Annotated in this window: 23 protein-coding genes; 14 read left to right on the top strand and 9 right to left on the bottom strand. The window is 55.3% G+C overall.

The window, feature by feature from the left end:
- Positions 1 to 37: 37 nt before the first annotated feature.
- Positions 38 to 1261, bottom strand: a complete 1224-nt coding sequence (locus tag R8G34_18430) for an acyl-CoA dehydrogenase (protein ID MDW3224830.1) — start codon at positions 1259 to 1261, stop codon at positions 38 to 40.
- A gap of 110 nt (positions 1262 to 1371) precedes the next feature.
- Between R8G34_18430 and R8G34_18425 the strand changes: the two genes are divergently transcribed.
- Positions 1372 to 2262: a LysR substrate-binding domain-containing protein gene (locus R8G34_18425; GenBank protein ID MDW3224829.1), complete on the top strand. Its 891-nt coding sequence runs from the start codon at positions 1372 to 1374 to the stop codon at positions 2260 to 2262.
- Positions 2263 to 2423: 161 nt separating this feature from the next.
- Positions 2424 to 2768, top strand: a complete 345-nt coding sequence (locus tag R8G34_18420; protein ID MDW3224828.1) for a hypothetical protein — start codon at positions 2424 to 2426, stop codon at positions 2766 to 2768.
- Positions 2769 to 2800: 32 nt separating this feature from the next.
- On the opposite strand, the gene R8G34_18415 is transcribed toward R8G34_18420, so the two are convergent.
- A complete protein-coding gene (locus tag R8G34_18415; GenBank protein ID MDW3224827.1) occupies positions 2801 to 3487 on the bottom strand; it encodes an SOS response-associated peptidase in 687 nt (228 codons plus the stop codon).
- A 103-nt stretch (positions 3488 to 3590) separates the two neighbouring features.
- Positions 3591 to 5147, bottom strand: a complete 1557-nt coding sequence (locus R8G34_18410) for a bifunctional metallophosphatase/5'-nucleotidase (protein ID MDW3224826.1) — start codon at positions 5145 to 5147, stop codon at positions 3591 to 3593.
- A 172-nt stretch (positions 5148 to 5319) separates the two neighbouring features.
- On the opposite strand from R8G34_18410, the gene R8G34_18405 reads away from it, so the two are divergent.
- Both R8G34_18405 and R8G34_18400 read left to right on the top strand, forming a co-directional pair.
- Positions 5320 to 5670 (top strand): DUF952 domain-containing protein, encoded by a 351-nt coding sequence (locus tag R8G34_18405; protein ID MDW3224825.1) that lies wholly within the window; start codon positions 5320 to 5322, stop codon positions 5668 to 5670.
- A 13-nt stretch (positions 5671 to 5683) separates the two neighbouring features.
- Positions 5684 to 6727 (top strand): quinone-dependent dihydroorotate dehydrogenase, encoded by a 1044-nt coding sequence (locus R8G34_18400; protein MDW3224824.1) that lies wholly within the window; start codon positions 5684 to 5686, stop codon positions 6725 to 6727.
- Here the strand turns inward: R8G34_18400 and R8G34_18395 are convergent.
- The 3 genes from R8G34_18395 to R8G34_18385 are packed head-to-tail and all read right to left on the bottom strand — an operon-like array spanning position 6722 to position 8986.
- Positions 6722 to 8059, bottom strand: a complete 1338-nt coding sequence (locus tag R8G34_18395; protein ID MDW3224823.1) for an MATE family efflux transporter — start codon at positions 8057 to 8059, stop codon at positions 6722 to 6724. The two genes, R8G34_18400 and R8G34_18395, sit on opposite strands and share 6 nt — an antisense overlap.
- A complete protein-coding gene (locus tag R8G34_18390) occupies positions 8052 to 8567 on the bottom strand; it encodes a PaaI family thioesterase (protein ID MDW3224822.1) in 516 nt (171 codons plus the stop codon). Before R8G34_18390 ends, R8G34_18395 begins: the two co-directional genes overlap by 8 nt.
- Entirely contained in the window at positions 8564 to 8986 is a 423-nt protein-coding gene (locus tag R8G34_18385) for a PaaI family thioesterase (protein ID MDW3224821.1), read from the bottom strand. The genes R8G34_18390 and R8G34_18385 overlap by 4 nt, the downstream gene beginning before the upstream one ends.
- A 132-nt stretch (positions 8987 to 9118) precedes the next feature.
- Here R8G34_18385 and R8G34_18380 point away from each other — a divergent pair, with 132 nt between their 5' ends.
- The 10 genes from R8G34_18380 (at position 9119) to R8G34_18335 (ending at position 21603) form a co-directional block, all read left to right on the top strand.
- Positions 9119 to 9493 carry a MerR family DNA-binding transcriptional regulator gene (locus R8G34_18380; GenBank protein ID MDW3224820.1) on the top strand — a complete coding sequence of 125 codons (375 nt, stop codon included), beginning with the start codon at positions 9119 to 9121 and terminating at the stop codon, positions 9491 to 9493.
- 231 nt (positions 9494 to 9724) lie between these two features.
- On the top strand, positions 9725 to 10126 hold the full coding sequence (locus tag R8G34_18375; protein MDW3224819.1) for a MerR family DNA-binding transcriptional regulator: 402 nt from the start codon (positions 9725 to 9727) through the stop codon (positions 10124 to 10126).
- Between the two features lie 32 nt (positions 10127 to 10158).
- Positions 10159 to 11940: an acyl-CoA dehydrogenase C-terminal domain-containing protein gene (locus R8G34_18370; GenBank protein MDW3224818.1), complete on the top strand. Its 1782-nt coding sequence runs from the start codon at positions 10159 to 10161 to the stop codon at positions 11938 to 11940.
- Between the two features lie 146 nt (positions 11941 to 12086).
- Positions 12087 to 13241 (top strand): acyl-CoA dehydrogenase family protein, encoded by a 1155-nt coding sequence (locus R8G34_18365; protein MDW3224817.1) that lies wholly within the window; start codon positions 12087 to 12089, stop codon positions 13239 to 13241.
- Complete coding sequence (locus R8G34_18360) at positions 13238 to 13876, top strand: glutathione S-transferase (GenBank protein MDW3224816.1); 639 nt, start codon at positions 13238 to 13240, stop codon at positions 13874 to 13876. The genes R8G34_18365 and R8G34_18360 overlap by 4 nt, the downstream gene beginning before the upstream one ends.
- A 67-nt stretch (positions 13877 to 13943) precedes the next feature.
- Positions 13944 to 15155 carry an acetyl-CoA C-acetyltransferase gene (locus R8G34_18355; GenBank protein ID MDW3224815.1) on the top strand — a complete coding sequence of 404 codons (1212 nt, stop codon included), beginning with the start codon at positions 13944 to 13946 and terminating at the stop codon, positions 15153 to 15155.
- Between the two features lie 3 nt (positions 15156 to 15158).
- Positions 15159 to 16109 (top strand): hypothetical protein, encoded by a 951-nt coding sequence (locus R8G34_18350; protein MDW3224814.1) that lies wholly within the window; start codon positions 15159 to 15161, stop codon positions 16107 to 16109.
- On the top strand, positions 16106 to 18307 hold the full coding sequence (locus tag R8G34_18345; protein MDW3224813.1) for a 3-hydroxyacyl-CoA dehydrogenase NAD-binding domain-containing protein: 2202 nt from the start codon (positions 16106 to 16108) through the stop codon (positions 18305 to 18307). The genes R8G34_18350 and R8G34_18345 overlap by 4 nt, the downstream gene beginning before the upstream one ends.
- A gap of 544 nt (positions 18308 to 18851) precedes the next feature.
- Positions 18852 to 20483 carry an AMP-binding protein gene (locus R8G34_18340; protein MDW3224812.1) on the top strand — a complete coding sequence of 544 codons (1632 nt, stop codon included), beginning with the start codon at positions 18852 to 18854 and terminating at the stop codon, positions 20481 to 20483.
- Positions 20484 to 20589: 106 nt separating this feature from the next.
- The gene (locus R8G34_18335) at positions 20590 to 21603 is read left to right on the top strand and encodes a hypothetical protein (GenBank protein MDW3224811.1); all 1014 of its coding nucleotides are present in this window, start codon (positions 20590 to 20592) and stop codon (positions 21601 to 21603) included.
- Positions 21604 to 21646: 43 nt separating this feature from the next.
- Here the strand turns inward: R8G34_18335 and upp are convergent, their stop codons facing one another.
- The 3 genes from upp to R8G34_18320 all read right to left on the bottom strand — a co-directional run bounded on the left by upp (position 21647) and on the right by R8G34_18320 (position 24873).
- Positions 21647 to 22279: a uracil phosphoribosyltransferase gene (gene upp / locus R8G34_18330; protein ID MDW3224810.1), complete on the bottom strand. Its 633-nt coding sequence runs from the start codon at positions 22277 to 22279 to the stop codon at positions 21647 to 21649.
- Between the two features lie 96 nt (positions 22280 to 22375).
- Positions 22376 to 23566: a phosphopentomutase gene (locus tag R8G34_18325; protein ID MDW3224809.1), complete on the bottom strand. Its 1191-nt coding sequence runs from the start codon at positions 23564 to 23566 to the stop codon at positions 22376 to 22378.
- On the bottom strand, positions 23566 to 24873 hold the full coding sequence (locus R8G34_18320) for a thymidine phosphorylase (GenBank protein ID MDW3224808.1): 1308 nt from the start codon (positions 24871 to 24873) through the stop codon (positions 23566 to 23568). Before R8G34_18320 ends, R8G34_18325 begins: the two co-directional genes overlap by 1 nt.
- Between the last annotated feature and the right edge of the window lie 5 nt (positions 24874 to 24878).

Here is a 24878-nt window from a genome sequence, read left to right as displayed (position 1 = left end):
TCATTGTTGTTGGATTGTCCCGGCCCGGCAAATGACCTCAGAAAAATGCCTGTATGCCAGTTTGCGCACGCCCCAGGATCAGCGCATGAACGTCATGCGTCCCTTCATACGTATTCACCGTTTCGAGGTTCATCATGTGGCGGATCACCTGAAATTCACCGCTAATGCCATTGCCGCCATGCATGTCACGTGACATCCGCGCAATATCCAACGCCTTGCCGCAATTGTTGCGTTTGACAATACTGACCATCTCGGGGGCTGCTTTGGCTTGATCCATTAAACGGCCCACCTGCAGCGCGCCTTGCAGCCCAAGCGAGATTTCGGTCATCATATCCGCGAGCTTTTTCTGGAACAACTGCGTGCCCGCAAGCGGTTTGCCAAATTGATGCCGGTCAAGCCCGTATTGCCGTGCTGCATGCCAACAAAACTCAGCCGCGCCCATTGCACCCCAACTAATGCCGTAGCGCGCGCGGTTCAGACATCCAAACGGTCCCTTGAGACCCTGCACATTCGGCAATAGAGCATCCTCGCTCACCTCGACGCCTTCCATAACAATCTCGCCGGTGATTGATGCACGAAGCGACAGCTTGTTACCGACTTTGGGGGCGCTGAGACCCGTCATGCCCTTTTCAAGCACAAAGCCGCGGATTTTACCGCCGTGTTCTTCGGACTTCGCCCAGATCACAAAAACATCAGCGATCGGCGCATTCGAGATCCACATTTTGGACCCCGTCAATTTGTAGCCCGTTGCGGTTTTGACGGCCCGGGTCTTCATGCCTGCCGGATCCGAACCTGCATCCGGTTCAGTCAAACCGAAGCACCCGATCCACTCACCGGAGCAGAGCTTGGGCAGGTATTTCGTGCGCTGCGCCTCTGAGCCATATGCGTAAATCGGATAGATCACGAGACTGGATTGCACGGACATCATTGAGCGATATCCGGAATCGACCCGCTCAACTTCGCGCGCCACCAGACCATAGGACACGTATGATCCACCCAAACCACCGTATTCTTCGGGGCACGTCACCCCAAGCAACCCCATATCGCCCATTTCGCGAAAGATAGACGCATCAGTCGTTTCATTTGCGAAAGCGTCAATGATGCGTGGCTGCAGTTTTTCCTGCGCATAAGCCCGCGCGGAGTCCTGTATCATGCGCTCGTCTTCTTGCAGTTGCTCAGACAGGCGGAAAGGGTCCGACCATTCAAAGGCGCCCAAATCGGGTGCGTCTTTGGCTTTCAGAATGGGGCTCTCAGCGTTCATGTCTTTTCCTCTCACTCGAAACGGAGTTACGTCAGCTTTGCGCCATTATTGCAAACCCCAGTGCAAAAGACTAACGATGCTTTGTTTTGCAATGCATGAGAAAAACTCATATGTCCGTTCCGCGCCGCTATCTGCCATCCATTTCCGCACTCGTCGCTTTTGAAGCCGTCGCGCGCCTTGGCAGTGCCACGTTGGCGGCCGGTGAACTGGCATTGACACAAAGCGCCGTAAGCCGCCAACTCAACTCCCTTGAAGACCAGGTAGGTGTAGCCCTCTTGGCACGCAAAGGGCGTGGACTGGTACTGACGCCTCAAGGGGAAGAATACGTGCGCGAAGTCCGCAGTATTTTGCAACGCTTGGGGCAAGCTACAATTTCGGTGCAAACAAATACGGAAAGCGGCACGCTCAACCTTGCGATCCTGCCGGCTTTTGGCATGCACTGGCTTGCCCCTCGTTTACGCGATTTTGCGCGCCGTCACCCCGAAGTCACGGTGAATCTGTCAACGCGACTTGCGCCTTTCGACTTTCAGGTTTCTCCTTTCAATGCGGCAATTCATTTTGGGCGGGAGGATTGGCCAAACGTCAGCTACCTGCCGCTTCTGCCGGAGACCGTCGTGCCGGTTTGCGCACCCGGCCTGATCACCGCGCCGCTCACGGACGCACACCAAATCTTGCAATACGACTTGTTGCATCTTGATACGCGTCCCCTCGGCTGGACCCGGTGGATGCGCACCCTGGGCATCGAAGCCAAGCTGCCTCCGGGGATGATTTTTGATCAGTTCTCGACCATGGCACAGGCCGCCATTCACGGGTTAGGCATCGCACTGCTACCCACCTTTTTTGCGGAACCGTACCTTTCCAGCGGGCAATTGGTCCTTGCCTCTGAACGCACATCGGAAAGCATCGGAAACTACTACTTGGTCTGGCCAAGCGAGCGCGAAGATCCCCCGGCCCTATCCTCGTTCAGGAATTGGCTGACAACACAACCGCTCACTGGTTAATACCTCAACGCGCCTCTTACAGAGGTTGCGCCGTCGCTGCATTGGAACGACCAAAACCCCCCGCAAACATGCGTTTCGTCACCTTATCAACATGAGAGTGGCCTTTTTCAGCCGCAATTCATCTGTAGCCTCTTGACGCTATCGGTCGAAAGGAACCCGCCATGCCAAGCAACTCAGTTTTGCGACTTGCCGTGGCATTTCTTGTTACTGTTTCAACATTAGGCAAACCCGTACATGCCAATGAACACGTCGTTACCGTTTTGCAATCCGCCTATTCTCCGGAACTGATCGACGTCGAAATAGGTGATACCGTGCGCTTCGTGAATGCAAGCGGCAGCCATCACGCACTCAGCAGTGCCGAAGGGATATGGTCTATCGGGCCATTTGAAAACGGTTCTGAGGTTACTTTGCGCATCGAACACGCAGTGACCGGTCGGTTTCAGGGTTGGGCCGACGGTTTGATCGAAGGGCAAATGAATCTGATCCGCGCGCCGCTGATCAGATAGCGCCACGGTCATTGGCGGCCGTCTAAATTTTTTTAAAACGTGTCGTCTTCATCCAGCAGCGGCGCAATCAGATCGACGCCCGATGCCCGATTGGAATTAACCGCTCGATCGACCCGGTGCATTTGCAGCGCTTCCTCATCCGCTGCATGCATGAGCTTGGCAGCACCATGCCCCGCCTCGCCCAACCAGAGCGCCCAGTCTTCTTGCTTCACGATTACGGGCATGCGGTGATGAATTTTGCCCATTTTCCTGTTGGCCGCCGTCGTCACCAATGCACAGCAACGCAGCAGATCTCCCTGCGTGCTGGTCCAGTCCTGCCAAACCGCAGCCATGGCCAGCACCTCGCCACGGGTTGGCGTGATGTACCAGGGGTTGCGTATGCCTTCGGGCGTTTTGGTCCACTCATAAAACCCGCTGGCAATGACCAATGCGCGCCGTAAGCGTGCCGCCTCCGCAAAAGCTGGTTTTGTCGCGATGGTTTCAGCGCGCGCGTTGATTAGTAAGGGACCACCATTGGGCTTTTTATACCAGCGCGGCACAAATCCCCACCGCATGGCGCTCAACCGCCGCGTGCCATCACCAGCGCCTGTCACCACGTGGATCTGATTGGTGGGACAGACGTTGAAATTCGGTACATCGGGCAAATCATTGCCGGGCTGTGCTGCAAATAATTGCGCCATCGCATCACTAGGCAAGGTGGTGGCAAAACGTCCGCACATAGTCAAAACTTAACGCGGCCTAGCATTTTGATCCAGAGGCTCTGACGCAGAAAAAACGCGCCCGAACGATCGTCGGGCGCGCCAAAAGATTATTGTCAACTGATCACTTCGCAGTGATGCGACCGTCCGTGTAAGGCGTGTAAGGTCCTTTTTCAGCGAGAAACTCCGCCGTAACATCCGCCAGATCCGGCCCAAAGTCGTAAGCATTGTCAGCAGATTTGAACATCGCAAACCCATCGCCGCCATTGCGCACATAATTGTTGGATACGACGGAGTAGACTTTTGCCAGATCAATGGGCACATCGCCCACCATCACATCGCTGATGCGGCTGCCTGCCGGTTTCGTAACATCAAACGTATAGCTCATCCCTGCGACCTGCAGAAAGCGACCCGCGCCCTCCTCATGTTCACTGACACCGTTTTCCAGGGCGGAAAGGATAGTTTCGCCCGTTACATCGAACGTGCTCAGCGTGTTCTGAAAAGGGAGCACTGTGAGAACTTCGCCCATGGTCACCTCACCGGCATCAATGCTTGCCCGGATGCCACCGCCGTTTTGAATGGCGATTTCGACACCTTGATCTTTGACACGCGCCAGCATTGCGTCAGCGATCAGATTGCCCATCGCGCATTCCCTTGCACGGCAGTCTTCGCGCACACCGACAATTTCAGCCGCGGTTTCTGCAACAACCCTGCTGCGGATTTCTTCCAGCGGTGCGGCTGCCTCGGCGATACGCGCTTCCGTGTCGGCATCTTTGGCCACGCTGGCATCAATGATGATCGGTTCGCCGACCGCCTGTGTGATGTTACCCGCATCATCAAATGTCACGTTCAGCTCGCCAAGAAATTTGCCATAGGCGTAGGCCTGAACAATGGCTGTATCGCCGACCATCGTGGGATAGGGACCTTCTGCCCCTTCAATTGTATTGGACAGTAAAGAATTGGAATGACCGCCCACGATCACATCGACGCCCGTGGTTTCCGCCGCAACCCGCTGATCTACACGATAGCTGGAATGGCTCAATACGATGATCTTGTTGACGCCTTCACCAGTCAGCCTGTCAACTTCGCCCTGAACCGCCGCAACTGGATCAGAGAACGAGATATTATCGCCAGGAGACGCCAATTCGTCGGTATCCTCAGGCGTCAGACCAATCAGCCCAATCTTTTCACCGTTGCGCTCGATCACGGTAGATTTCGCGAGTTTGTCCGCCAACAAGGGTTCACCGGACACATCGGCATTTGACATCAAAACCGGGAAATTGACCGCATCCATAAATCCGCGCAGCACTTCGGGGCCATCGTCAAATTCATGGTTGCCGACGGTCATGCCGTCATAGCCAAGTTTGTTCATCATCTCAGCCGCAAGCGCACCCTTGTAGTAGGTGTAAAACAATGTGCCCTGAAATTGGTCGCCACCATCAACGAGAATGGCATTATCCGAACGTGCGCGGGCCTCGGCAATCGCCGTAACAAGCCGGGCGGACCCGCCGAAACACTTGCCTTCCGCATCATCTTCGGACGAACAGCCGCTGTCGTATTTGCTGATCGGTTCAAATCGGGCGTGGAAATCATTGGTGTGCAGTATGGTCAGGCGATACTCGGCTGCCGCCATACCACTTGTGAGTGCCAGGGCCGCCGTGGCCGTCAGGAATCGTTTCATGTTTTTCCCCTCAGTTGGAATCTGGCGTTATGGTGGCGACTGGTGCGACAACTGTCAAAGCCTCTGAGTCAAGGATCGCTGGATGACCCGGCGTCACAGGTCAAATCGGTCCAAATAATTTACTCATACTCTGAGCCTTGACCCTGAGAGAGCCGCGGGGCATCAGACGCATATGATGATATTCAAGATATTTCGCTCCGATGAATGGGATGATCTGCGCGCGACGGGCAAGACCGCTGGTGCGCCTATCGATGTTTCCGATGGTTACGTTCACTTTTCAACGGCCAGCCAAGCGGCCGAAACCGCCGCGAAACACTTTGCCGGCGTGGATGATCTGATGCTGCTGGCCGTTGAGGCAGATCGCTTGGGGGATGATTTGAAGTGGGAAGTGTCGCGCGGTGATCAACTGTTTCCTCATCTCTATCGCGCGCTGAAAATGGATGATGTGGTCTGGGCGCAACCGCTTCCGCTGCAAAACGGCGTACATCAGTTTCCAGCCGGTCTGGACGCGGCCAGCACATGAACTTGACGCTCCCATGAGACGAGCGCTGGAAAATATCGGCCTGCGGGCCTTGCGCCGGATGGATCCCGAAGACGCGCATGGATGGGCAATCAAGGCATTGCGAACCGGACTGGTCCCCGCGCCGGGTCCTCGGACCTCTGATCGTTTGAAAACACAAATAGCGGGTATCGAACTCCTAAATCCTGTTGGTATGGCTGCAGGATTTGACAAGAATGCGGAGGCGGTTTCGCCCCTGTCGCGGGCGGGCTTTGGCTTTCTTGAGGTGGGTGCGGCAACACCGCTTGCGCAACCTGGCAACCCGCGGCCACGGTCATTCCGGCTTGCTGAGGATTCCGCTGCGATCAATCGTTTTGGCTTCAACAATGAAGGCATGGACATCATCGGTGCGCGCCTGAAAGCCGCGTCAGCGGCGGTGCCTGTCGGGATCAACCTTGGGGCGAATAAAACCAGTAACGACCGTGCCGCAGATTTTGCGACAGTCCTGTCCCATCTTGGGGACGATGTAGATTTTGCGACGGTAAATGTGTCCTCGCCCAATACTGAGAAACTACGGGACTTGCAGGGTTCTGCAGCGCTCGCCGCCCTGCTCGACGGTGTGATGCAGGTACGTGGCACCACACCGGTATTCTTGAAGATCGCACCAGATCTGAGCGAGGATGAAATTGCGGATATTGCAGTGATTGCGCGGGATGCAAAGGTGGAAGCGATCATCGCCACCAATACAACCCTGGCACGCGACGGATTGCGCAGTCCACAAGCCGGTGAGGCGGGTGGTTTGTCGGGGCAACCGCTGTTCGTCCGATCCACCCGCGTTTTGGCGCAGCTTTCGGCACAAACGGATATCCCGTTGATTGGCGCTGGCGGCGTTGGCTCTGCCCAGCAAGCATACGCAAAGATCTGTGCCGGTGCGTCCGCTGTACAGCTTTACACCGCGCTGGTGTTTGGTGGGTTGTCACTGGTAAGCGAAATCGTCGAAGGACTTGATGACCTGCTGGCGCGTGATGGATTTAACTCAGTTCAAGAGGCCGTAGGTACGCGCCGCACCGACTGGTTATGAAGGCCTCGTTGCCGACGCTTCCAAAGCGGGATACCGCCAACCCAACGTAATCCCGCGTGCAACGAAAGAAATCAACAGCGCCAGCCAAAGACCGTGATTTCCGAAAGGTGGCACCAGCATCGAGATCGCGGCCCAATAGATGATGAAGCTGAGGGCCATCATATTGCGCATGTCCCGGCTGCGCGTTGCGCCAATAAAAATGCCATCTAACATCCAGGATGCGCAGCCAACAATCGGGGCCACGATCATATAGGGCAGGAACTGGCGGGCCGCCGCCTGGACGTCCGGATCCTTGGCCATCACCTCGACGAGCCACCCCCCGGCCAGGGCAAAACCACAGGCCATCAATACGCAAACCACCATCCCCCACAGAGAGGTCAATACCGCGCTGCGTCTGACATAAGCGCGATCCCCACGTCCAATCGCCCGCGCGATCAGGGTTTCCGCCGCAAAGGCAAAACCGTCCATCGCATAGGCGGTAATGTACATGAATTGCACCAGTACCGCATTGCCCGCCAGCGTGACGTCACCGAATTTTGCGCTGATGAAATTCACCGATAAAAAGATGATCATCAACATGGCCGACCGCAACAAAATATCGGTGTTCAATACCGCCATGCGGATCAGTTTGGCCCGGTTCAAGACGCGCGACCAATCCCGCCAGTCGGGGCGTTGAAACGCCGCCCGGCAAAACCAGAGCCCAAGCGCGGCGCCCGTCAATTCCGCAATGACCGTGGCGATGGCAACACCTGGTACACCCCAGTCAAAAACCAGGACAAAAAGCAGATCAAGCAGGATATTGACGCTGTTCATCACCAGTTGAACCCAGAACACGCCGGATGTCCGTTCCATTGCGACCAACCAGCCAGTCAACGCGTAAACAGCAATCGCAGCCGGCGCCGTCCAGATGCGGATGCTCAGATAGGCCCAGGCGAGGCTCTCGACGTCCTGGCTCGCCGGGGCAAGGCGTAAGGCCCCCCAAAAAATCAGCGGTTGCAGGATGATCAACGTCAACCCCGCCCCCAAGGCCACGATCAAGGCGCGGGTCAACCATGCGGAAACTTCGGCTTTGTCCCCTGCTCCTTCGGCCTGTCCGACGAGGCCAACTGTGCCCATGCGCAGAAACCCAAAAATCCAGTATACGGTGGACAGAATGATTGCTCCAAGAGCGACCGCGCCAATTGGGGCGGCTTCTCCCAACTGCCCAACGACGCCTACATCGACCGCGCCCAGGATCGGCACCGTCGCATTTGACAAAACAATCGGCAGCGCAATTTTCAAAACCCGCCGGTGCGTTACAGCCGCCTTGGCGTCAGTCTGGGCGCTATTCACGTGGTTGGGGCATAAGGAAATGACCGGTCGCCTGCGCAAACAGGCGACTGCGATTGTCTTGCCAGGCTTCTACATGAACAGAGGCATAACGTCGCCCAGAACGATTGATCCGCGCGCGCGCATAGGCGTCGCGCGGCAAGCCCGAACGCAAGTAATCTGTTGAAATATCTATTGTTTTCGGCAGTCGAGGCAATCCAGCTGTTTGCAGGGCATCCGTGTCAATTGCACCGGATTCCACATCTTCCCACAAATAGGTCCAGCTGAGCGTAATGATCGCGGTTACCTCAAGAAAGGCCGCTGTCACGCCGCCATGAATGGCCGGCAACATCGGATTACCAATCAGCTTCTGATCAAACGGCAAGACGCCTGTCAACTCATCCCCTTTGCGCTCAAACTGCATTCCGAGATATCGGATATAGGGCACACCCTCGACTAATGCGCGCAACGTCGCATCTCGACGTTGCTTGATCACCTGAACCGGTTCGGGTGGACGACGCGGCGCTTTCATCGACGGCCCTCCACCGTAAAGGCACCCGTTGCAGCAGCGACCGGATTACCCGTATCAGCGTCCGTCGCCGTTGCGCGCACAAATGCCACCGTGCGCGTTACGTGATAGCAAGTGGCCTGCGCAGTGATCGCCTGACCCGGCGTTGCAGCGCGCATGTAGTCAATGCGCAAATCAATGGTGGCCGTTCCGCCGGGGTTTTTCGGATGACTCATGACGGCCGCGCCACAACAGGTATCCATCAACGCCGATACGGCACCGCCATGGATGACACCTGTCTCAGGGTCACCGACCAGTTTTTCATCATAGGGCATTTCGATGCTGGCCGTACCCTCGGCCATTTCGGTCAAGCGCATACCCAGCGCCTTGCTATGGGGGATCGCTTCAATGAACTGTCGCGCGATGTCGGTCTTTGTGGCCATGTAAATTTGCTCCGCTCAGGCTGAGCCCGGGTTTCTTGAGCCCTTTATCATCCCAGAGCACCGCCAAGAGCAAGAGGGGTGGTTGCGCTCGGGTAGTTAGCGCCCTAGCCTAACCATAGGGAGAAAGACCGCATGACAGAACCGCGCCTGACATTCAAAGAAATGTGCGCCGAATTCGACGTGACACCGCGGACTTTGCGCTATTATGAATACATTGAGCTGCTGAAACCTGACCGCGAGGGTCGCGCCCGGTTTTATGGCCCGCGTGAAAGTGCGCGGATGAAATTGATCCTGCGCGGTCGCAAGTTTGGATTTCAATTGGAAGACATACGGCAATGGCTGCTGATCTACGAAAATGAAGGCACTGCCGCGCAAATGGCGGCATGGGTAAATCTGGCGGATGGCCAACTCAGCGAACTGGCCGAACAACGCGCGCAACTGGATGAGGCAATTGACGAACTGCGTGATCTGCGCGATTCCATCGCCAAAGAACTCGACACGCCCTGATCCGAACGCGTTTTGCCATGCGCCAATCCGACATGCGGAGTTTTTGATCGCACATCAACAGGGCGCCAGATTCAAAGTACATTAGGTCAACTTTTTGCGTTCTCGCAGGTTTCCGCCGTGGCACCTTACAAAGTGACGTGACGTTCAGCTTACGTAAACGTCACCTGATATTGTAGCTGATCCATCAGGCCATATCTGCTCGGTGAGAAGTTGATGAAAAGAGGTTTATGGATGACCGATGAATTTATGACGATCCGGCAAATGTGCGACGCTTTTGGCGTCACGCCACGCACATTGCGTTTTTACGAGTCCAAAGAACTGTTGTTTCCGGTCCGCGAGGGCCAAAAGCGGCTTTTCACGCGCCGGGACCGGGCTCGGTTGAAACTGATACTGCGCGGCAAGCGGTTTGGCGTCAGTCTTGAAGAACTGCGTCAACTGCTGGACCTTTACGATTTGGGCGACCAGCAACAAACTCAAGTGCAGGCATCCTATGACGTCGGCGTGAAGCGCCTGTCGGAAATGGAAAGCCAGCGCGATGCTTTGAATGAAGCGATTGATGACTTGAAAACCCAACTCAAATGGGGTGCCGAAATGATTGCGTCACTGCGTGCACCCCGCAACGCCGCCGAATAAAGACAAACCATCACGTTTAAGGGAGAAAACAGATGCCCCGCTACACAGCCCCCACCAAGGACATGCAATTCGTTCTCCACAATGTGCTGAACGTCCTGGAACAGCCGATCCCGGGTTACGATGACCTGGATGCCGATTTCACTTCAGCCATTCTGGAAGAGGCAGGTAAACTGACCTCTGGCGTGATTGCCCCGCTCAACCGGATAGGCGATACAGAAGGCTGCACACTTGAAAATGGCGTCGTGCGCACGCCGACCGGGTTCAAAGATGCTTTTGAGACAGTCAAGGAAGGCGGCTGGCCTGGCCTCGATATGCCGGAGCAATATGGCGGGCAGAACATGCCGATTGTGATCGGCACAGCGGTGGGCGAGATGTTCTCCTCGGCCAACATGGCCTTCACCATGTATCAAGGTCTGACGCATGGCGCGGCTTCGGCTATTCTGGCACATGGCTCTGAGGCCCAGAAAGACACCTATCTGCCCAATATGGTTTCTTGTGACTGGACCGGCACAATGAACCTGACTGAGCCCCATTGTGGCACCGATCTGGGTCTGATGCGCACCAAAGCAGAGCCTCAGGATGATGGCAGCTATAAAATCACGGGACAGAAGATTTTCATCTCAGCCGGCGAACACGACATGGCCGATAACATCATTCATCTGGTTTTGGCGAAAATCACCGGCGGGCCGGAAGGGATCAAGGGTGTTTCGCTTTTCATCGTGCCAAAATTCATCGTCAAAGAGGATGGATCACTGGGCGAACGCAACGCGGTGGCCGTCGGCAATATCGAAGAAAAGATGGGCATCCACGGCAATTCCACCTGTGTGATGAATTATGATGGTGCGAACGGTTATCTTCTGGGCGAAGAGCATAAAGGCATGCGCGCCATGTTCACCATGATGAACGAAGCGCGCCTCGGTGTGGGCATGCAAGGCATGTCGCAGGCCGAAGCGGCGTATCAGAACGCGTTGGATTATGCCAAGGATCGGCTTCAAGGCCGTGACGTGACGGGTGAGAAAAACCCCGATGGTCCCGCAGATCCTTTGATTGTGCATCCCGATATCCGTCGTTCGTTGATGGATCAGAAAAGCTTTGCTGAGGGCGCACGCGCGTTCATCCTTTGGGGCTCAACGCTTTTGGACGCGGCACATCGGGCAGATGACAAGGACGCCGATGGGTTGGTCTCGCTGCTCACCCCCGTGATCAAAGGTTTCCTGACCGATCAGGGCTATGACATGACCATCAAAGCGCAACAGGTCTATGGCGGGCATGGATACATCGAAGAATGGGGCATGTCCCAATTCACCCGGGATTCGCGCATTGCGATGATCTATGAAGGCGCCAACGGCGTTCAGGCGTTGGACCTTGTAGGGCGCAAACTGGCGCAGGATGGCGGCAAACATGTGATGGCTTTCTTTGATCTGGTAAAAACCTTCATCAAGGAAAACGCCGGACATGACTCCGATTTTGACGCACAATTCCTCGATCCACTGAAAGCCGCCAGCAAGGATTTGCAGGCCGCAGGCATGTATTTCATGCAGAACGGCATGAAGAACCCCAATAACGCGCTCTCGGGCTCTTATGATTTCATGCATATGTTCGGTCATGTTTGTCTGGGCCTGATGTGGGCGAAAATGGGCAAAGCGGCTATGGTTGCATTGGAAAACGGCGCATCGGATACGGCCTTTTACGAATCCAAGCTGCACACCGGGCGCTACTACATGGCGCGTCAGTTACCGGCCACATCCCTGCACCTGAACCGTATACAATCCGGTGCCGATACGGTGATGGCGCTGGAGGCGGCGAACTTTTGAACCATGATGCTACGAAAACGCTCGCCCTTCCCGGTGGGCTGATCGGCCAGTGACAGGTTGAAATCAGGTTGGGGCAAAACGTTTTTGGCCTGATCAAACTACCTGAAGCGGCAAATGCGCAGGTGCATCTGGAGGGGGGTGACATAATGGCTGGATCAACCGGAACATCTAACTGGATGACCGAAGAGCACAGTATGATTGCGCAAATGACCGCGCAATTCATCACCAATGAATGGGCCCCAAATTTCGAAAAATGGCGCAAGCAGGGTCAGATGGACCGCGAAACATGGGCTGAAGCTGGTGAGTTAGGATTACTGTGTCCTTCTGTTCCCGAAGAATATGGTGGTCCGGGCGGCGATTTCGGCCATGAAGCAGCCATTCTCATGGAAGCCTCCCGCGCCAATCTGGCCAGTTGGGGGCATGGTATCCATTCCGGTATTGTGGCGCATTACGTGCTTGCCTACGGCACAGAGGATCAGAAAAAACGCTGGTTACCCAAGATGGTTTCAGGCGAATTGGTTGGCGCATTGGCCATGACGGAACCCTCAACGGGATCGGACGTGCAACGCATTAAAACACGCGCAACACGTGACGGAAATGCCTATCGGTTGTCAGGGCAGAAAACCTTCATCACCAACGGGCAACACGCCAATCTGATCATTGTAGCTGCGAAAACAGACCCTGCCGAAGGGTCCAAAGGCGTTTCCCTCGTGGTCGTGGAAACCGATGGTGCACAGGGTTTTGCACGCGGTCGGAACCTGGAAAAAGTTGGCCTGCATGCGGCAGATACTTCAGAGTTGTTTTTTGATGACGTCGAGATTGCTCCTGAAAACATATTGGGCGGCGAGGAGGGCCAGGGGTTTTATCAGATGATGCAGCAGTTGCCGCAGGAACGTCTGATCATCGGCTGCGGCGCCGTCGGGGCCATGGAAGGGGCCGTTGAACGCACAATCACCTATTGCAAGGAACGCGAGGCCTTTGGTGGCCCCTTGACGCAATTCCAAAACACCCGTTTCAAGCTGGCTGAATGCAAAACGCGGACCACAGTTGCGCGCGCCTTTCTCGATCAATGCATCTGCGAACATCTACGTGGTGACCTGAGTGTCGAAAAGGCCGCGATGAGCAAGTATTGGCTCACGGATACGCAATGTGAGGTTTTGGATGAATGCGTGCAACTGCATGGCGGCTATGGTTTCATGCAGGAATACGCGGTGGCAGAAATGTGGGCCGACGCACGGGTGCAGCGCATCTACGGCGGGACGAATGAAATAATGAAAGAACTGATTGCGAGGACCTTATGACGATCCAACTCTATTGCTTTGGAGAGAGCGGGAATGCCTATAAGGCGGCACTTGCGCTTCAGTTGTCTGGCCTCGATTGGGAGCCGGTGAAAGTCGATTTTTTTGGCGGCGAAGCCCGCACGCCTGAGTATCGCGCCAAAATCAACAGTATGGGCGAAGTGCCCGTGATGGTGGACGGCGATCTGCAGTTGACGCAATCAGGTGTCATCCAGGATTACGTTTCTGAAAAATCCGGGAAGTTCGCAGGCAAAGATGCAAATGAACGCCGCGAAGTTCTGCGTTGGGTGCTTTGGGACAATCACAAGCTCAGTTCAGTTGCCGGACCTACGCGGTTTTTGATGCATTTCCTGCCAGAAGATAAGCGTCCAAAAGAAGTCATCGGCTTCAATCAGGGACGCTTGAAAGCTGCCTATGCCATTCTCAACGATCACCTTGAGGATCGCGACTGGATCGTGGGCGATGGGATCACCAACGCTGATCTAAGCTGCTGCGGATACCTCTACTACCCAGAAAAATTTGGGTTTGAACGCGCGGATTGGCCTAACACTGATGCCTGGCTCACACGCCTTTCTGAAACGCCGGGATGGAAGCACCCCTATGATCTGATGCCGGGCAGCCCTGCTGATCGCGCATAAGCGAAACAGAACGCCAAAAAGCGCCTGAACAAAATACCGCGTGGGAACGCGCGAGAAGGAGAAAGAAATGACAGAAGCCTATATTTACGATGCGTTGCGCACGCCGCGGGGCAAGGGTCGCAAAGATGGCAGCCTGCACGAGGTAACGTCCCTGCGTCTGTCCGCCCAAACGCTGAACGCTCTGAAAGAGCGCAACAATCTCGAAGGGCACGCTGTTGAAGATGTGATCTGGGGCAATGTCACGCAAGTCATGGAACAGGGAGGGTGTCTTGCGCGCTCTGCTGTTCTGGCTTCTGACCTGGATGAACGCATTCCCGGCCTTGCGATCAACCGGTTTTGTGCCTCCGGCATGGAAGCGGTAAATCTCGCAGCCAATCAAGTGCGCGGCGGCGCAGGTGAAGCTTACATCGCGGGCGGTGTTGAGATGATGGGGCGTGTTCCGATGGGCGCGGACGGCGCGGCAATCGCCGTCGATCCAACACTGGCAATGGAAAAATACTTCGTACCGCAGGGCATTAGCGCGGATATTATTGCAACTGAGTATGGCTTTAGTCGCGATGACGCGGATCAACTCGCAGTGGAATCCCAGCGACGCGCCAAAGCCGCGTGGGACGATAAACGCTTCGCCAAATCTGTGATCGAAATTCGCGATCAAAACGGCCTGCCGATTCTGGATCACGACGAATACATGCGCCCGCAAACTGACATGCAAAGCCTTGGCGCACTGAACCCGGCGTTTCAGGCAATGGGTGAAGTGATGCCCGGTTTCGATAAGGTTGCTTTGATGAAGTATCCGCATCTTGAGCGGATCAACCACATCCACCATGCAGGCAACTCTTCCGGTATCGTCGATGGCGCGGCTGCCGTTCTGATCGGTTCAAAGGCCTTTGGAGAACAACACGGTCTTGAACCGCGTGCGCGCATCCGGGCCACAGCAAAAATCGGGACCGATCCAACGATCATGTTGACCGGCCCTGTGCCCGTTACCGAAAAAATACTTGCTGATAATGGAATGAACATCAAAGACATTGACCTTTTCGAAGTGAATGAAGCTTTTGCCGCCGTGGTCTTGCGGTTCATGCAGGCCTTTGATGTCGAAAGCGAAAAGGTAAACGTCAATGGTGGGTCAATCGCGATGGGTCACCCGCTGGGCGCGACAGGTGCCATGATCATCGGCACGCTGCTGGATGAAATGGAACGTGCCGACAAGGAAGTTGGTCTGGCCACTTTATGTATCGCATCAGGAATGGGAGCCGCCACGATCATCGAGCGGGTCTGATTAATGACCAGCGCTGATGCCATGGTAATCTATCAGGAGGTGTTGGACGTCTTGTCCGATGCCATCATGACAGGGGACGCAGCAACAGCGCTGGCGCGGACCAAATTGCCCCATTTGAGACGCACGCTCAGCAATGAAACCATCGTTGAGACGGAGGAAGACTTGATCACCGGTCTTCTGACATTTGGTGACGCACTCAAAGGGCAAGGAACCACTAATCTGGTACGTTTGGTCGTTGAGGCTGAGTTTTTGAGCGAAAATTACATCACCGGGTACCATATGACCCATACACTGCAGGACGCCAAACCAGTCATGGCAAGCTATGCGAACCGGATGGTTCTTATCCGCGACAAAGGTGTTTGGAAGATGCTGGAAGTCGACAGCATGCTGAATAACCTGCATTGGCCGATTTATATTCCGCGCGTACGACAGGACGCGGCCAACAAGATTCCACCACCAAAACCCGAAAATGACGCGCGAAAGCAAGCCGCTAGCCCGATTGAAATCTATCAACGCTTCATCAATGACCTGTCAGAGGCCAGCAATCAGGATGATTTCGATCTGTATTGCAGCCACCTGATGTTCCCATATTTGTCACATACAGACACCTCGGATACGATCATTTCCGCAAGAGAAGAAGTGCGGCCGTTCTTTGAAATGCTGCGCGATACAGTGAAAGAAAAGCACTGCAACCGCATCGTTCGCCGCGCGGGAGAAGCCGAGTTCATCTCGGCCGATCTGATTTGCGGCTATCATACGACAGAGTTCTGCGCGGATGAAGTACCTCGATTTGGCCCAATCAAATCCCGCATGCTGTTACAGCGCGCGGGGAGCCGTTGGTATCTAAAGTCCGTTACCAATTCGCTTCAAAATTCAAAATTCCCCTATCACGTCCCAAAGCCCTCAAATGCTCTGGTGACACTGCGAACAATCCAGGAAAGGACCCGGAAATGACCGAGTTTACCATGACCACTGATGCCGAGGGCATTGCCACCATTGTCTGGGATGTACCCGGAAAATCCATGAATGTGATGTCTTTTGAAGGGCTTGCACAGATAGGCGATTTAATGGACAGAGCCATCGCAGATGATGCGGTAAAAGGCATTATTCTGACCTCTGGAAAAGAAGGTTCATTTGCGGGTGGCATGGATCTGAACCTGATTGCCAAAATGCGCGATGACGCAGGAGACAATCCAGCCAAGGGGCTTTTCGATGGCACCATGCAGATGCACGCCTTGTTACGAAAAATCGAACGCGCGGGAATGGATCCAAAAACGCTGAAGGGTGGCAAGCCGATCGCAACGGTTTTGCCTGGCACGGCCTTGGGCATTGGCCTCGAACTGCCGCTTTCCACGCATCGCATTTTTGCCGCCACTAACCCCAAAGCCAAGATCGGCCTACCTGAAATCATGGTCGGTATCTTTCCGGGGGCCGGTGGGACGACCCGGTTGGTACGCAAATTGGGGGCCATGGGAGCGTCGCCGTTCCTGCTCGAAGGCAAACTGGTTGCGCCGGCGGCAGCTAAAGCAGCAGGGTTGATTGACGAGGTATCCGAAGATCCAATGGCGGCAGCACGGGACTGGGTTCTGAACGCCAACGACGCCGATCTCGTCAAGCCATGGGACGCCAAAGGCTATAAAATGCCCGGTGGTGCACCCTATCACCCCGCCGGGTTCATGACCTTTGTGGGCGCGTCGGCAATGGTGAACGGTAAAACGCAAGGCGTGTATCCCGCCGCCAAGGCTCTCTTGTCCGCCGTCTACGAAGGCGCATTGGTCCCCTTTGACACGGCCCTGAAAATTGAGGCGCGCTGGTTCACGTCGGTCTTGTTGAATCCCTCCTCAGAAGCGATGATCCGTTCGTTGTTCATCAACAAGGAAGCGCTGGAAAAAGGCGCTGTGCGTCCCACAGATGTACCTGATCAACGGGTAAAGAAACTTGGTGTTTTGGGCGCGGGCATGATGGGTGCGGGCATCACACTGGTTTCGGTTCAAGCGGGAATCGAAGTCGTTCTGATCGACCAGAACCAAGAAGCGGCGGACCGGGGCAAGGCTTATACTGCGAATTTTGCCGACAAAGGCATTGCACGCAAAAAGACCACGCCGGAAAAGAAAGAACAGCTGCTTGATCTGATCACCGCGACAACCGATCTAGGTGCTCTTGAAGGGTGCGATCTGATCATCGAAGCCGTTTTTGAAGATCCAAAGGTGAAAGCAGAGATGACCGCAAAGGTCGAAGCCGTGATCCCGGATGACTGTATCTTTGCCTCCAACACCTCGACCCTGCCGATCACGGAATTGGCCAAAGCATCGAGCCGCCCGGAACAATTCATTGGCATCCACTTTTTCTCCCCCGTCGAAAAAATGCTGCTGGTGGAAATCATCAAGGGCAAAGGTACAGGTGATCGGGCCGTCGCCAAGGCGTTGGATTATGTGCGTCAGATCCGCAAGACCCCGATTGTCGTCAATGATGCGCGCTTCTTTTATGCCAACCGCTGCATAATCCCCTACATCAACGAGGGCATGCGCATGGTGGCCGAAGGGGTTGCACCTGCCTTGATTGAAAACGCGGCCAAACTGGTCGGCATGCCACTTGGCCCGCTGCAACTGGTTGATGAAACCTCCATTGATCTGGGCGCAAAAATCGCCCGCGCCACCAAGGCTGCAATGGGCGATGCCTATCCTGACGGCGCCGTGGATGACGTTATCTTCTGGATGGAGGGCGAAGAACGCCTGGGCCGCAAATCCAGCGCGGGATTTTATGCCTATGACGAAAAAGGTAAGCGGCAGGGCTTGTGGGAAGGGTTGGCTGAAAAATATCCGGCCTTAGATGATCAACCCGCTCTGACTGATGTTCAGCACCGCCTGCTGTTTTCGCAATCGCTTGAAGCTGTTCGCGCGCTTGAGGAAGGCGTCTTGATGGACATCCGTGAAGGCGATGTCGGTGCCATTTTAGGTTGGGGATTTGCGCCATGGTCCGGTGGACCCCTCAGTTGGCTCGATATGATTGGCGCGCCATACGCTGCCGAACGGTGCGACCAGTTGAGCGCAACCTATGGGGATCGTTTTACCTGTCCTGAACTGCTACGGGACATGGCGGTCAAGGGTCAAAGCTTTTACGGACGTTTCAGGAAGGAACCGATCGCGGCCTGAAGAAAGGCAAGGGGGTCTCCCCCCCTTGCAGCACTACGACTTATGCGACGTGACGATTCCCGCGATTGCAAAGCGCCTTTTGCTGTGAACAGGATAACTTCGCGTTCCTCACCGCGCCCAGCAATTGTCCAGCCACTTGACAGAGCGACAAGAGCCGCTTCGCAACACGAACATAGCCTTCTTCATATTGCCTGGTTGAACCCCGCCGCCTGATACATAGCTTTTCATATTCTGCGGGCATGTCTCAGGGGACGCGAAATAATTTTTACCGCCGCTATTTTCGCAATTCATGGAAGCACGTCGCTGTGTTCGTCAAAGTTGTCGGACGAGGCGATATCCAATGACAATGGTCCAAGCTCACCGCGAAACACCGAGACCGGATTCCGGTTCCCACCGCTTGAAGGTCACCATGACTCTCTTGAAGAAGGGCGCGACCATAAAGCTTCGAATTGTATGACAATTCGCTTTTCAAATTTCCCAAATCCAATATCGTGGGATGCGCGGTGAGGTGGCGGAACCACGCGCGGATGGGGAGAGAAGATCAATGGGCTGGATGAATGACGAAACCGGGTTGGAAAAATGCGATGCAAATTACGTCGCACTGACGCCGCTGTCGCACCTTAGACGCGCTTCGCATGTGTTTGCGCATAAATTGGCGGTCGTCTATGGCGCGCACCGCGTCACCTATGCCGAGTACCATGACCGTTGCACGCGCCTTGCCTCCGCGCTTGCAGCCAGGGGTGTTGAACCGGGCGATGTTGTCGCGACGCTCCTCCCGAATGTCCCGGCTCAGATCGAGGCTCACTTTGGGGTCCCCGCCTGCGGTGCCGTGCTCAACACCATAAATACGCGTCTCGATGTGGATACTGTGAGTTATATCTTTGCGCATGGGGAGGCCAAGTTCGTTCTGGTGGATACTCAGTTTCTGGAGCTCGCTGAAATGGCGTGCGCAGAGTTAGACGGCCCCAAGCCAACATTGATCGAAGTTCCCGATGCCGGAGCCGGTTTTCCCGCAAGCGGTCGATTTGAAAACTATGAAGATATGCTCGCGCAGGCTGATCCGGAGTATGACTGGATCATGCCTCAAGACGAGTGGGAGAGCCTTGCGCTGAACTATACCTCCGGCACCACCGGAAGACCCAAAGGCGTCGTGTATCATCATCGTGGTGCCTATCTTATGACGATGGGCACAGTCATAAGCTGGCGTATGGTGCTGCATCCGGTCTATCTCACCATTGTGCCGCTTTTTCACTGTAACGGCTGGAACCACACCTGGATGATGCCACTGATTGGCGGGACGGTGGTTTGCTGCCGCGATATTACCGCGCCGGCGATCTTTGGGGCCATTGCAGATGAGGGTGTTACACATTTCGGCGGTGCCCCAATTGTCTTGAACATGCTGGTAAATGCCCCGGAGCAGGAAAGACGCCCTTTCGATCATGCGGTAGAAGTTTTCACAGCCGGCGCGCCGCCAGCGCCAGCAACCTTGAGTAAGATTGAAAGCCTCGGATTTAATGTCACGCAGGTTTATGGGCTGACAGAAACCTATGGGCATGTCACCGAATGCCTTTGGCGCGGGGAGGACTGGAATGCTCTGGACAGACCCGAACGTGCGGCGATCAAGGCGCGGCAAGGCGTGGCATTTCCCATGATGGAAAGCATCACGGTCATGGATGATGCAATGCAGCAGATCCCTAAGGATGGCACGACGCAGGGCGAAATCATGATCAGAGGCAATTCTGTCATGAAAGGGTATTTCAAAAATGCGGAAGCGACGCAGGAAGCTTTTGCAGATGGCTATTTCCATTCAGGTGACATCGCGGTGCAACACGGTGATGGATACATGCAAATCGCGGATCGTGCCAAGGATATCATCATTTCAGGCGGTGAGAATATTTCCTCTGTCGAAGTCGAAGGCGTCTTGATGGGGCACGAAGATGTGTTGCTGGCAGCGGTTGTGGCCAAGCCGGATGAAAAATGGGGCGAGGTACCTTGCGCTTTCGTTGAACTGAAACCTGGCGCTGCGCCCGACGCAGATTCTCTGCGCGCCTTTGCACGTCAGAAACTGGCAGGTTTCAAAACGCCCAAGTCGATTGTGTTTTCGGAATTGCCAAAGACCTCAACAGGAAAGATTCAGAAATTCGAACTGCGTAAAAAAGCGCAACTGCTGGACTGACCTCAGACAAGGTAGCCTGAAGCCCAACCTACGGTAGCCCATTGTCTGGACGCGGGCAGATGGTAAGCTTGTCATTACTCAAATTTGGGCAGTACCAGCACACGCCATGACGGCATTAAAAAAATATGAACGACTGGAAGCAACCGGGCTTTGGCGTCCGTCAGAAGATGCCCAGCGCCGTGAGGTCGTCGTGTCAATCGGGGATGCAACGCTGGTAATTTCTGACATGCGGGATCAAGCGATCACCCATTGGTCGCTCGCCGCGGTGCAGCGCTATAATCCGGGCAAACGACCCGCCTTGTTTCACCCGGAAGGGGATCCGGGGGAAACACTGGAACTGGGCGTCGACGAAAAACAAATGATCGACGCGATTGAAAAGTTACGCCGCGCGGTGGAGCGTTCCCGTCCGCGTCCCGGCAGGTTGCGGTGGTTGGGGATGAGTGTGTCGATTGCGGCCGTTGTTGCCGCAGGCGTTTTCTGGGTCCCTCAAGCGATCGTTAACCATGCGATATCGGTCGTACCTGAGGTGAAACGCGTGGAAATTGGCAATGCCCTCCTGTCTCGGATCGAACGCATGACGGGACCTGCGTGCAGCGATGCGGCGGGCTTGAAGGCGCTCACGACGCTTCGGGCCCGACTGGGCTCGGATGAGTTGAGTGTCATGCCCGGATCCCTGCAGAACAGTTTGCACCTTCCAGGCGGAAGAATTCTTTTGAACAGGGCGCTGGTTGAGGATTTCGAAGAACCGGATGTGACAGCGGGCTACGTCATGGTTGCACAAACACAAGCCCGCAACCGGGATCCACTGCGAGAACTTCTTGAAGTGAGCGGCACCTGGGCGAGCTTTCAACTGCTCACGACGGGTGCATTGAAACGGGAAACCCTGGACAGTTACGCCGAATATCTTCTCACTCAAGAGTCTGTTCACCCCAGCGCAGAAAGCCTCTTGCCTGTTTTTTCCGAAGCTCAACTGAGAAGCACGCCTTATGCTTATGCACGCGACGTCACGGGTGAAACAGTACTGCCGTTGATCGAGGCCGACCCAATGGCGGGCAAACCTGCCAAATCGCTTCTGAGTGACGCAGACTGGATCCGGTTGCAGAACATCTGCTCAGGTTGACCGATCCCAACGCACAAAAAACCGCAAAGGTATTGGCGGTGGATTACTTTGTACCAAACATCCGGTCACCAGCATCTCCCAAGCCAGGCACAATATACCCAATATCATTGAGTTTTTCGTCTACGGCGGCCGTTACAATCGGCACATCAGGATGGGCCTCCCGCATCCGGGCGATTCCCTCAGGTGCGGCCAGAAGGCACAGAAAGCGAATATTTGTTGCTCCAGACTTCTTTAACAGGTCAATCGCGGCGACGGATGAATTGCCCGTAGCCAACATCGGATCGACCGCAATAACAAGGCGATCTTCCAGCGCTTCAGGCACTTTGAAGTAATACTGTACAGGCTGGAGCGTTTCCTCATCGCGGTACAGGCCCACAAATCCGACACGCGCGGACGGGATCAACTCCAGAACACCATCCAGCAACCCATTGCCAGCACGCAAAATGGAAATCAGCGCCAGTTTTTTGCCATCCAGCGTGGGCGCGTCCATCTGTTGCATCGGCGTTTCGATTTTCTTGGTTGTCATCGGCAGACCGCGCGTGACTTCATAGGCCAGCAACTGACTGATTTCACGCAGAAGCTGGCGAAAAACGGCAGTCGGTGTGTCCTTGGCCCGCATGATGGTGAGTTTATGTTGCACCAATGGGTGTTCAACAACAGTGAGATGGTCAGTCATAACGGGCCTCTTTTCTATCTCATTCCGTTTAGACCTGAATACAATAGCATCGCAACCCACAGAACCAAAACGGCACCGGTTCCAGCGCAGATGGGGTCAGGGTACCGCCACGCCCAAATGGCGCGCGACAATTGCTGCAACGTCACGGAATCCAATATGACCCAGCGCGCCGGCTCCAGCCCCCGCGATCAATACAGGCACCCGCTCGCGCGTGTGATCTGTTCCCACCCACGTAGGATCGTTACCATGATCCGCCGTAAGGACCATGATGTCGCCGCGCCTCAGCTCTTGAGTCAGTTTGCCGATCTCGTAGTCAAACCATTCCAGTGCACGGGCATATCCCGCCACATCGCGCCGGTGACCATAAAGGCTGTCGAACTCCACGAAATTCGCAAAGGTCAGGCTGCCGTCTTCGGCCGTGTCAATCAGACCGCGAAGGTGTTTCATCAGTCTCTCATCAGGTCCTTTTTGGACCTCATCAATACCTTGCATAGAGAGGATATCGCCTATTTTGCCGACGCCATAGACTTTACGCCCCGCGTCCTGCACCCAATTGGTCAAAATCGGTTCCGGAGGTTTGATTGCATAGTCGCGGCGGTTTGTGGTGCGGGTGAATCCGTTTTCAGAGCTGCCTAAAAAGGGACGCGCAATCACACGCCCTACCTTCATCTTATGCAAACAGGGCGCTAAAGATTCACAAAGTGACAAAAGCCTGTCCAACCCGAAGGCTTCCTCATGGGCCGCGATCTGAAAAACAGAATCGGCTGATGTGTAACAGATCGGTTGCTGGCTGCGCACATGCACCGCGCCCCACTTATCAATGATAGCTGTGCCAGAGGCGTGGCAATTGCCCAAAATGCCATCAACGCCTGCGAGATCACAGGTTCTTTTGACCAAGTCATGCGGAAAAGCATCACCCTTGGACGGGAAGTAATGCCAGTCCCAAGGTACCGGTACACCCGCCAGTTCCCAATGCCCCGAAGGGGTGTCTTTGCCCTTTGAAACCTCGGTGGCCACGCCCCAGTTTCCCTCAGGTTCCTGACCCATCCCGGATGGAAGAACGCCGCTAGCCAATTGTATTGCCTGGCCCAACCCCAGCCGATCCAAATTTGGTAACTTCAATTGACCCCTGCGCCCCTCGAAGGCAAGGCCATCTGCGCAAGCCTGCGCGATATGTGCAAGCGTGTTAGCTCCAGTATCCGGAACCGTTCCGTTGAAAAAGTCGCCCGCATCCGGTGCGCCGCCAATGCCGACAGAATCCATAACGACCAGAAAAGCCCGCGCCATCACCCAACCCTTTCGCGGATCAGAATTGGCAATTGGTCTGGCGGGATTTCCGTCAATTCAACCGCTGCCCTTACTGCTTTGGCAGCGCGGTCCGCCGCGTCCGGGCGCGCAGCATGGATCACAGCCAGCGGTTGGCCCTGAGAAACCCTGTGCCCCAAGCCGACTACTTGCGCAATGCCCACAGCAGGATCGACTTTGTCAGTTTCTACATTTCGCCCACCGCCCAGATTGACCACAGCTAGTCCGAGCGCCTCGCCATCAATGGCCGAAACATACCCGGACTGCTGTGCTGTGACTTCGCGGATTACCGTGGCCTCAGGCAAGAAACGCTCCCAGTTCTCGACAAATTGAACAGGGCCACCCATCGCCGCAATCATTTTGCCAAACTTTTCTGCTGCATGCCCGCTTTGTACAGCTTTTAGTATGGCATCCGAACCCGCCTGAGCGTCCCCGACAAGACCTGCATTCGCCAGTAAAACGCCTCCCAACGCCGCCGATATCTCCAACAGTGCGCCTTGCGCATCACCAGAAAACACGCGCATGACTTCCGCCACTTCGAGAGCATTACCCAGACTGGGCGCAAGCGGTTGGCTCATGTCGCTGATCAGAGCCGTTGTCTTGCACCCGGCTGCGTTGGCTGTTTCTACAAGGGCTTGAGCCAAAGCGCGCGCAGCGTCAACGTCCTTCATGAAGGCTCCGCTGCCAACCTTCACATCCAAGATCAAGCCGTCCAGCCCACCAGCGAGTTTTTTGGACAAAATAGAGGCTGTGATGAGATCAAGACTATCAACCGTCGACGTCACATCCCGCACCGCATAAAGGCGTTTGTCCGCAGGGGCGATTTCAGCATTCGCTGCAACGATGGCACACCCTGCTTTGGCAACAACCTCGCGAAATCGATCCTCATTCAGTTCTGTGACGAGCCCGGGAATCGCATCGAGTTTATCCAATGTACCGCCGGTGTGCCCCAGACCCCGGCCCGATATCATTGGGACATAGGCACCACAGGCAGCGAGCGCGGGCGCGAGGATCAGCGAAACACAATCGCCGACCCCACCGGTGGAGTGTTTGTCCAGAACCGGGCCATCAAGGTCCCAGTCCAACACCTTGCCGCTGTCGCGCATGGCAAGCGTCAGAGCAACTCGCGACTCGTCGCTGAGGCCCCGCACACAGATCCCCATTGCAAAAGCGCCCGCTTGCGCATCGCTTATAGCGCCGTCAGCCAGATTCCGGGCCAACCACCTGAGGCCCTCTTTGTCCAAAGCAGTACCATGCCGGAGTTGTGCCAGCAACATACGTGCGTTTATCGCGC

The sequence above is a fragment of the Paracoccaceae bacterium genome (assembly GCA_033344815.1).
GTDB lineage: Bacteria > Pseudomonadota > Alphaproteobacteria > Rhodobacterales > Rhodobacteraceae > Roseobacter.
The sequence above is the reverse complement of the archived record's forward strand: the minus strand, read 5'-3'. Positions and strand labels throughout refer to the sequence as shown.

Excerpts from the sequence above, each read along its gene's own strand:
- R8G34_18430 (MDW3224830.1), bottom strand. The coding sequence starts at position 1,261 with ATGAACGCTGAGAGCCCCATTCTGAAAGCCAAAGACGCACCCGATTTG.
- R8G34_18425 (MDW3224829.1), top strand. The coding sequence starts at position 1,372 with ATGTCCGTTCCGCGCCGCTATCTGCCATCCATTTCCGCACTCGTCGCT.
- R8G34_18420 (MDW3224828.1), top strand. The coding sequence starts at position 2,424 with ATGCCAAGCAACTCAGTTTTGCGACTTGCCGTGGCATTTCTTGTTACT.
- R8G34_18415 (MDW3224827.1), bottom strand. The coding sequence starts at position 3,487 with ATGTGCGGACGTTTTGCCACCACCTTGCCTAGTGATGCGATGGCGCAA.
- R8G34_18410 (MDW3224826.1), bottom strand. The coding sequence starts at position 5,147 with ATGAAACGATTCCTGACGGCCACGGCGGCCCTGGCACTCACAAGTGGT.
- R8G34_18405 (MDW3224825.1), top strand. The coding sequence starts at position 5,320 with ATGATGATATTCAAGATATTTCGCTCCGATGAATGGGATGATCTGCGC.
- R8G34_18400 (MDW3224824.1), top strand. The coding sequence starts at position 5,684 with ATGAGACGAGCGCTGGAAAATATCGGCCTGCGGGCCTTGCGCCGGATG.
- R8G34_18390 (MDW3224822.1), bottom strand. The coding sequence starts at position 8,567 with ATGAAAGCGCCGCGTCGTCCACCCGAACCGGTTCAGGTGATCAAGCAA.
- R8G34_18385 (MDW3224821.1), bottom strand. The coding sequence starts at position 8,986 with ATGGCCACAAAGACCGACATCGCGCGACAGTTCATTGAAGCGATCCCC.
- R8G34_18380 (MDW3224820.1), top strand. The coding sequence starts at position 9,119 with ATGACAGAACCGCGCCTGACATTCAAAGAAATGTGCGCCGAATTCGAC.
- R8G34_18375 (MDW3224819.1), top strand. The coding sequence starts at position 9,725 with ATGACCGATGAATTTATGACGATCCGGCAAATGTGCGACGCTTTTGGC.
- R8G34_18370 (MDW3224818.1), top strand. The coding sequence starts at position 10,159 with ATGCCCCGCTACACAGCCCCCACCAAGGACATGCAATTCGTTCTCCAC.
- R8G34_18365 (MDW3224817.1), top strand. The coding sequence starts at position 12,087 with ATGGCTGGATCAACCGGAACATCTAACTGGATGACCGAAGAGCACAGT.
- R8G34_18360 (MDW3224816.1), top strand. The coding sequence starts at position 13,238 with ATGACGATCCAACTCTATTGCTTTGGAGAGAGCGGGAATGCCTATAAG.
- R8G34_18355 (MDW3224815.1), top strand. The coding sequence starts at position 13,944 with ATGACAGAAGCCTATATTTACGATGCGTTGCGCACGCCGCGGGGCAAG.
- R8G34_18350 (MDW3224814.1), top strand. The coding sequence starts at position 15,159 with ATGACCAGCGCTGATGCCATGGTAATCTATCAGGAGGTGTTGGACGTC.
- R8G34_18345 (MDW3224813.1), top strand. The coding sequence starts at position 16,106 with ATGACCGAGTTTACCATGACCACTGATGCCGAGGGCATTGCCACCATT.
- R8G34_18340 (MDW3224812.1), top strand. The coding sequence starts at position 18,852 with ATGGGCTGGATGAATGACGAAACCGGGTTGGAAAAATGCGATGCAAAT.
- R8G34_18335 (MDW3224811.1), top strand. The coding sequence starts at position 20,590 with ATGACGGCATTAAAAAAATATGAACGACTGGAAGCAACCGGGCTTTGG.
- upp (MDW3224810.1), bottom strand. The coding sequence starts at position 22,279 with ATGACTGACCATCTCACTGTTGTTGAACACCCATTGGTGCAACATAAA.
- R8G34_18325 (MDW3224809.1), bottom strand. The coding sequence starts at position 23,566 with ATGGCGCGGGCTTTTCTGGTCGTTATGGATTCTGTCGGCATTGGCGGC.